Source organism: Fibrobacter sp. UBA7003, from assembly GCA_002449765.1.
Classification (GTDB): Bacteria; Fibrobacterota; Fibrobacteria; order Fibrobacterales; family Fibrobacteraceae; genus Fibrobacter.
In genome coordinates this window covers 252,365-261,229 of sequence record DJXN01000013.1, presented here as the reverse complement: position 1 = coordinate 261,229, position 8,865 = coordinate 252,365, and the positions used below count along the sequence as shown (strand labels likewise).

Sequence of the window (8,865 nt, the reverse complement as noted above, 5' to 3'; positions counted from 1 at the left end):
GAGATGTGGTAGAAGCGCTTGCCTTCGTACTTTTCGGGGAGGCTTTCCCAGTAGAGTTTCGCGGCCTGCAACAGGCTCAAAGTTCCCATCACGTTGGTTTTCGCGAAGGTGAACGGGTCCTTGATGGAACGGTCCACGTGGCTTTCTGCCGCCAGGTGGATGATACCGTCGACATGTTCGTCCTGCATGAGCTTGTAGAACGCGTCAAAGTCGCAGATGTCCATCTTTACGAACTTGTAGTTCGGCTTGTCCTCTATGTCCTTGAGGTTCGCGAGGTTGCCCGCATAGGTAAGCTTATCGAGGTTGATAATCTTGTATTCCGGGTACTTGTTCACGAACAGGCGAACTACATGGCTCCCGATAAAGCCAGCGCCGCCGGTAATGACAATGGATCGTTTCATGCGATTCTCCAATTATTTGGGGATAATATAGAAGTTGCAGCCCGCCGCTCCAAGTTGAAATATCGCTTTTTGAGCGAAAAAAACCAATTTTTCACCTGCAACCGTAAATTTCCATTTACACTTTGTTGCAAATCATTCAATAGTATTTGGGCAGGGCCGTCAATTTTTCGCGCACTCCTGCCATTTTCAATATACATTTGAGGCGTGTAGTGGTATTAGGGTTACTTTCAGAGGAATCCAAATGAAGCAAATTCTCGCAAAAACAGCCATTTTCGCCATCGCGGGCGCAATCTCTGCAACGGCGGCGCTCCCCACCGCAAAGCAGGTCCAGGCCAACATGGGCATGGGGTTCAACATCGGCAACTCAATGGAAGTGCCGAACAACCCGACCGCATGGGGCAACCCCTTCCCCACGCAGGCATTGCTTGATTCCGTCAAGGCGGCAGGCTTCAACACGGTACGCATTCCCTGCGCCTGGGACAGCCACACGAGCGGCGGCAAGGTCACAGAAACCTGGCTCGATTCCGTGAAGACGGTCGTCGACTATGCGATGCGCGCGGGCCTCTACACGATTTTGAACATCCACCACGAGGGTGAAGGCGGCTGGTTCCAGACAAACATCGGCACGAGCGTCAACTCGACTGTTGACAACAAGATGAAGACGTACTGGACGCAGATTGCGAACAAATTCAAGAACTACAACGAGCGCTTGATTTTCGCGGGCGCAAACGAACCCGGCCCGAATGTGGACCCCTGGACGGCCCAGCACGTAAGCACGCTGATGCACTACTACCAGACGTTTATCGACGCAGTGCGCGCCACCGGCGGAAACAACGAAACACGCACCTTGATTATTCAGGGTCTCAACACCGACATCGACAAATCTGTCGCGAACGCGCCCGTAAGCACGTTCCCTAAGGACAAGGTAACAGGCTATCTGATGTTCGAGGTGCACTACTACGACCCGTACCAGTACACGCTCATGACCAGCGAACAGAACTGGGGTGCGAGCGAGCCCATTATGCCGCAGTACTACTACGGTAATTACCAGAAGGCAAGCGAGCCCAAGCGCAACGCGGGCTACAATGCGTGGGCAGGTTCCATCGATTCCAAACTTGCAAGCATCACCCATCCGCAGGAACAGTTCGCCAAGATGAAGACGAATTACGTGGACAAGGGCTATCCGGTGATTGTCGGTGAATTCGGTGCAAACGTTCGTTCTCCGGAACTTAGCGGTTCAGACTTGAACCTCCACAAACAGGGCCGCGTGCAGTGGCACAAGGACGTGGTGAGCGCGGCCAAACAGTACGGCCTCACCCCCATTCTCTGGGACATGGGCAACGAGAGCAATTCCGGCTACGACAACATGGCCTACATCCGTCGCCAGAGCAGCCCTGTGGGCAAGGTGCTCGAAACCGACGTCATCAACGCGATGCGCAGCGTGTATAACCTCGGCAACTATGTGAACACGGGCGTGACGCACGTGGAAGACTTCATTACCGGCGGTGGCACGGAGCCGACATCGAGCAGCAGCACAGTCACTCCGCCGTCGAGCAGTTCCGCAATCGCGCCTGTTTCGAGCAGTTCGGGAATCTCCCCCTGCGATGCGATGATTCCGGAATGCGGCTGGACAGGAATATCGCCAGACGTTCTCGCGGGCAGTCACGTCAACGCGAATCTCGTACGCGACGGAAGCACGCTCCGCTCGAACGCAGCCATCCGCCTGTTCGACCTGAACGGCAACATGGTGCGTGTGTCCAGCGCGAAAATCGCAAGTGGCCATAGCGAAATGGACCTGCGCGGGCTCCGTCAGGGCGTGTATATCGCCCGTAGCGGTTCGCAGACACTCCGTGTGCAGGTGAAATAATTTTTTTTGGCAAAATTGCCGATTTTCGACCAGAAACGGCAATTTAAGCCTTGAACGCCCCGTTGAGTGTTCTACACCGCAAAAAACGTGCGGATGCACATTTTTCTTTTAAAACGCACCCACAGAATCTAATTTCAAGGAAAACAATAGCTGGGCAAGCCATGCCCGCACATACCATATAAGGAGTCAAAATGTTTGGTATCGGAAAGTTTGGAATCGTGTTCGGCGCGCTCTCTCTCGCCAGCACGGCAGCATTCGCTCTCCCAAAGGCGACCGAAATCTTCCCCATGATTGGTCTCGGCTACAACATCGGTAATACCATGGAAGTACCCAAGAACCCGACCGACTGGGGCAACCCCTTCCCGGACGCCGCCTACGTGAAGGCCATCAAGGATGCCGGTTTCAACACCGTGCGTATCCCCTGCGCGTGGGACAGCCACGCTTCTAACGGCACCATTAACGCCGGCTGGCTCGATTCCGTCAAGACCGTCGTCGACCTCGTCATCAACAACGGCATGTACGCCATCTTGAACAGCCACTGGGATGGCGGCTGGCTCGAAGACCACGTGTTCGACGGCAAGGGCTTCGACAAGACTGGCGAAGTGACTATTTCTGCAGCAACAGTTGCCGCCAAGCAGGAAAGCTACTGGAAGCAGATCGCCACCAAATTCGCCGCCTACGACGAACACCTGATTTTCGCATCCGCCAACGAACCGGGCGTGAACGACCCGTGGAACGGCGGTGCGGACAACGGCCAGTGGGCATTTGACGAAACCCGTATGCAGGTTCTCAAGAGCTATCACGAAGCATGCCTCAAGGCCGTGCGCTCTACCGGCGGCAACAACGCCACCCGTATCGTAGTCGTGCAGGCCCCGCGTACCGAAATTGACAAGTCTCCGCTTCTCGCCTCCATGTACCCGACCGACCCGGCTGGCGACGGCTACACAATGGCCGAAGTCCACTTCTACCCGTATCAGTTCTCGCTCATGACCGGCGGTGACGAAGACTGGGGCAAGATGTTCTACTACTGGGAAGACCAGACTCCGGGCAACGACGCCGCACACACCTGTTCCGGTTCCGCCCTCGGTTCCAAGAATTCCATCGACCAGCTGTTCGGCGGACTCAAGAGCCGCTTCTACGACAAGGGAATCCCGGTCGTGATCGGCGAAATGGGCGCAGTCAAGCGTTTCTCCCTCACCGGCGACAACCTGAAGGCCCACCTGAAGGCCCGTGCCGCCTGGTACGGCTACACGGTCGCCGCAGCCAAGAAGAACGGTCTCGTTCCTTGCGTGTGGGATACCGGTGACGAAGGCGACGGCAACTTCACCATTATCCGCCGCCAGGTGAACAAGTTCGGCGGCAACGTGGGCGACATTACCGACTTTGAAACTTTGAACGCCATGCGTGAAGCATACGGCCTGGCCGCTCTCCCGGGCAACAGCATTGATTCCATTGTCAACCAGAACCCCGACATTCCTGAAGGCGAAGGCAAGGGTGCCGAGCTCACTTACAAAACCTTAACCTCCGACTCCAGCGAAGTGGGTACGCTCCGTATCAACCTTTCCGGTTCGAACACCGACCTTTCCAAGTATGTCGGCATCGAAATCAGCCTGAAGGGCTCCGTCACCACCGCGGGCGGTTGCACCGGCGCAGGCGACGGCTGCGGCGAATACGGCTGGACTTCCATGGACCTCTTCATGATGACCGGCAGCAGCTGGGCATGGTTCGACGCGCCCGTTATGGAACAGGCCGACAAGGAACTCGACGGATCCAAGTTCCAGACCTTCCAGATCAAGTGGGATGACTTCCGCACCAAGCCGACCGACCTCAACTCCACAAACGCCATCGGCCTGAACCTCTACGGCACGCAGGTCACCGGCACCATCGTCTTTGACTACATCAAGGGCATCAAGGCCGACGGTTCTACCGAAATCATCGACGACTTCGACAAGAAACCGCAGGCCGAAGGTATCGCAACCGCCAAGGTCGTCCCCATCAGCGGCACCAGCGCCATCAAGCCCGCAGCAGTCGCCGCAACGTCCAAGATGTTCGTGAACGTGCAGCCGGGCCTCGTGACCGCCTCGTTCAGCACCACCTCCGCCGGCATGGCCAAGGCGATGCTCCTGAACACCAAGGGCGAAGTCATCGCTCAGCAGAGCTTCAGCACAAGCAAGGGCGCGAACGCAGTTGAACTGCGCAGCACCTACCGCGGCGTGGCGATGCTCATCGTTCGCCAGGGCAGCCAGCAGCTCGTGCAGAAGGTCATTCTGAAGTAAATTTATTGCCTGGCAAGGTTGGAGTGTTCTAGCCAGACAAAAATCCTTTGGATGTGTGGAAATCCCCCGCAGCGAACGCCGCGGGGGATATTTACTAACCCCAATGGAATAAACAACTACTTAAGCAAGATGTTCTTGCCGCTGACCGTTCCGTTATGTTCGACGGAAACAACGTAACGACCATCCGGAATCAGGGAGCCGTCCCAGACGATGGTATTCACGCCGGCATGGCCCGCCGTCTCTTCGAACGACTTGAGCACATTGCCCTTCGAATCCGTCACCGACACCGTGAAGGCGCCGGCGTATTCGAGCTTGACGCGGATTACGCTACGCGTAAAGTAGCTGAGCTTGGCGCTTCCTTCTTTCACCTGCTTGTCCTCGCTCTGGGCAGGAATCTGAAGGTTATCGACATAGACACCTTCGAGGATCGCATCCGAAGTGGCATCCGAATCACCGATTACCTTGCCGTTTTCGAGGACAGCGAGCAGTTTCTTGTCGGCCTGTTCCGCTTCGGCCACAGAATTCAGATCCTTGACCGTGAGCTTCACGCGACGGAGCGTTTCCATGAGCGTGTCGCCTTCGCTTACGTAGGTGAGCACAACGGGCTTGTTCTCTATTCCGCGAAGGGCAGCCTTGACCGCTGCAGACTTCTTGCCGGCAATAGATTCGCCATCAACAGCGACAATCACATCTCCAGCCTGAATCTTGGTCTCTGCGGCAGGAGAGCCCGGAATCACTTCCTGGATTTCGGCTCCGTCACCTGCAAGGCGGTAAACCACGCCGATGCCGCCAAAGGATTCTTCCGCAAAAGCGGATGCGGCGAGAAAGGACGATACGGTAGCAATTTTTACTAATGTATTCATGATAAATTCCTCCTATAATTAATCCGCAAGGTAAGCAATCTGCATCACGTCAGTCGGAGCAAAATCAACGCGGAAGATTTTCGCAAACTGATGGACAACAACATCACGACCAAGGATACGGCCATAAATAGTCTTGACAGTCTGGCCCATGATAATCTTTGACTTCGGAGCAAAGATGGTTCCGGCCCACATGCCTTCAAAATAAACAGCCTTAGAAGAATGGTGAGCCAGTTTGAAGCCCTTGGCCACGTTCGTCCAGTACTGGGTATTGCTTGCGGGCTCGCTGTTGTAGCTGCGCCAGATGATGCTTCCGTTCGTATGGAGAACGGTGCCCTTGCCCGGCTCGGCAAAACGGATGTTAGAATTCGGTTCAATCTGGAGCAAGTGGGAAACAAACATTTCACCCGGTTCGACAATCAGGGTAGCACCGCTTTCCACACGGAGGGTGTAGAACTCGTCGCCATCCTTCAGGTGGTAGGTTTCGCCATTACGGACAACCTTCACCTTAGAATCAGGAATCTCGGGCATATCGCTAGAATATGCGTAGGTGTATTCTTGCTTCCAATCACTTTGCTTCTTCATATTCACGGAGCCTTCAACCACAGCATTATTCTGCCTGGAAAGGTATTCCGTCGGATCAACCGTATTGAGGAATGCATCCATATCGCCAATAGCCTTATATTCCTCCCTATGCTGATTCAGATACTCGATAGATACGCCATATATGTTCACGTCACCATGAACAACAGAGGAATTGCGCAACATAGACGTCCTGTGTTCTCCCGGGAACGCCGAGTTGAACGGCATATTATAGAAATCAACATTGCCGACATGAGCGCGAGCGCCAATGGTAATCGGCCTGTACGAGATATTGTACGCAAACTTATTCTCGTCGCCAGAAGCCAGACTGCAATAAGAATTACTCTCGTACGGGGTATCATAGCACTTTGCATTGTCATTGATGGTCACGTATTCGCGTCCGAAAATGGTGTAATCACCCGGAACGTCCATCGTAATCACCATATCTTTACCCTTCAGGCCATCTTCAATCCCGTCGCCATCATCGTCCGGATCACGCTCTGCACGAACATCATTCTTGTTCTTGTCTGCCGTGGCTTGAATATCACTCAAAGGACCACAATTGGAACAATAGTCATTCGCCTTCCACGTATATTTGAATATTTCCCTCTTGTCTTCGATACCGTCATTATCCGTATCAGCGCTGCTCGGATCCGTCTCAAACCTCACCGCTTCATCAAAATTCGTGATACCATCGCCGTCAGAATCATAGCCGACGCGGTAATCGGACATTTGCACATTTCCATATTGGACATCCGGGATAAAGTATTCCGTAATCGGGGTATCCTTGTACAAGGAATTACCAAAGTCTCCATTATTCGAAACAAATGCATAATAGAACGCATAGTTACTTGCATCCCCAACATAACCATAGATTACCATCGCATGTTGAGGAATACCAACATAGACTAATTTGTTATTATCAATCGCATTTTTCACAGTCGCATAGGACGGGGCTCCTGCACCATAGTTCAAACGATTCACCTTCAAAGCCCACTTCATTGTTTCAGGGAGATCACCAATCGGATCTCCGCTCACCGGATCAAGAATCAATTGCTTCGTTACAGGATCAACAGCCATTTTGCCACCATCCATATCAAGAGCAGACAGCAATGGTTCATCTTTCTTAAATTTCGCCTTGAAAACAATTTCGTCTTGAGTCAGATTTCCACCATAGTAGTGGTTCATCAGCTCAATCGCGACAGCCCAGCACCTATTCGCTTCATGGGTATCGTAATTCACTGCATCAAGATTAGGCTTATCCCAAGAATGTTTGGGAGTATCATTCAACCAAGCCAAATCAAGCAACCTCGTATCACGCCTTGCAGCAATTTTTTCTACATCCAACTTTTTATAAATGTTGGTATTGATATTAGCTTGTTCGATCCCTATATGTTCTAAGATATGGCAACTAATCGCTCCATTCACTTCAGGGCAACGAGAATCATCATCAAACGAATCACTGCCATAGACAGCCCATGAATAATTACCTTGAGCAAGAGGCACGGACACTGCGGTTTCCTGAGTCACTTCATCGTAAACAACATTCTGATTCGCATCGAAAATGACAATTCTGTACGATTCCGTATTCTCTACAGGCACCCAGCTAAAGAGGATACCGTTATCGCCAGGGATATACTTAATAACTGGCTTATTGGCAGACAGCTTGATGGGATTCGGAGACGAAGCAGATTCCACAGGGTTGTCGTTGCTCGTAAAGCTAAACCAGTCTTCCATCTTTGCTCCAGACTTTTTGGCCTTGAGACGGAAGAACGTATTTTTGGTATAGCTCACCCCATAAACCTGCGCCTGTTCCTCGGCGTGGAAATAATCCATCGGGTCATTCCACAGGCCAGCATTGCTAGCATCGGAGGCGTTTGCGCCAGCTTCACCCCAAGCGACGTACGAAACCATAGAAGCATCCTTCTTCAGGATAGCTTCACCAACGTCATCCCAGCCGAAATTCGGGACAACAAGAGCGTTTGTGAAGTTAGCACATGCGGCCTGATTTTCGCAAACACGAAGGACTTCGCCTGCAGCAAGGGTTCCTGTTCCAAGCGCAAACACATCACCGTTCGTATTGACAAGTTGGTGATCAGCCAGAACAGCATCTACATTACCGACGTTCTTGATTTCAATCCAAGCATTTTCAGAGAACCTGATGCCAGAAATCTTGAGTTTTCCCGTTTCAGGGACAACAACTGCATCGGGGGCCTCACCGAAAATCACATCGTCGCCCGAAAGCAGGACAACCTTAGCATTCTCGAGCATCGTTGATGTCAGCTGATAGCTGTAATCCAAGCCCTTATTCCAGGCACCCCAGGATTCATCATGGAGTGCCAAACTAAAACCGGCCATATCCGGATAGTATCCCACAGGAACAGACGGCACCGACAGTTCAACGTACGCGAGTTCGGAATTCACGTCGTTCACAGTCATTGTTGCACCGGCAATATAGTAGCTATCAACAGCATACGGAGCCGAAGAAGACCTGTGGAAGTAGTAACGGACCTTTGCATTCGCAATCGGAGCGTTCGAATCATTGTTAATCCTAAGACGAATCCCCGTCATAGACGAGTTATTTTGCTGTTCGTCATAGAAATCTACCGAAATAGCATGCACCTGCCCAGCAAGCACCATAGCAAGCATTATGCCATTCAATTTTGTTGTTCTCATACTTATCCTTCTTTTTTGAGAGAAACAATTTAAATAAAAGTAATACAATGGCATCTAAACCCAATTATATCACTCAACCCCAAAATATAGTTCTTACATACAAATTTGTCTAAATAATTTATTAAAAAACACAATAAAGTAATAAAAAAGTAAATGCAAAAAAAATCACCATTCCATAGTTTATTCACAAAATATCAACCGTT

Annotated in this window: 5 protein-coding genes; 2 read left to right on the top strand and 3 right to left on the bottom strand. The window is 51.8% G+C overall.

What is annotated here, in order from left to right:
- A partial coding sequence (locus tag B2952_RS10745; protein ID WP_290736345.1) for a GDP-mannose 4,6-dehydratase occupies positions 1-401 on the bottom strand: 401 nt, incomplete at its 3' end.
- A gap of 241 nt (positions 402-642) precedes the next feature.
- Between B2952_RS10745 and B2952_RS10740 the strand changes: the two genes are divergently transcribed.
- Positions 643-2,268, top strand: a complete 1,626-nt coding sequence (locus tag B2952_RS10740; RefSeq protein WP_290736348.1) for a cellulase family glycosylhydrolase — start codon at positions 643-645, stop codon at positions 2,266-2,268.
- A gap of 191 nt (positions 2,269-2,459) precedes the next feature.
- The gene (locus tag B2952_RS10735) at positions 2,460-4,544 is read left to right on the top strand and encodes a glycoside hydrolase family 5 protein (RefSeq protein ID WP_290736351.1); all 2,085 of its coding nucleotides are present in this window, start codon (positions 2,460-2,462) and stop codon (positions 4,542-4,544) included.
- Positions 4,545-4,660: 116 nt separating this feature from the next.
- Here the strand turns inward: B2952_RS10735 and B2952_RS10730 are convergent, their stop codons facing one another.
- On the bottom strand, positions 4,661-5,407 hold the full coding sequence (locus tag B2952_RS10730) for a PDZ domain-containing protein (RefSeq protein ID WP_290736354.1): 747 nt from the start codon (positions 5,405-5,407) through the stop codon (positions 4,661-4,663).
- A gap of 18 nt (positions 5,408-5,425) precedes the next feature.
- The gene (locus tag B2952_RS10725) at positions 5,426-8,662 is read right to left on the bottom strand and encodes a hypothetical protein (RefSeq protein WP_290736357.1); all 3,237 of its coding nucleotides are present in this window, start codon (positions 8,660-8,662) and stop codon (positions 5,426-5,428) included.
- Positions 8,663-8,865 lie beyond the last annotated feature (203 nt).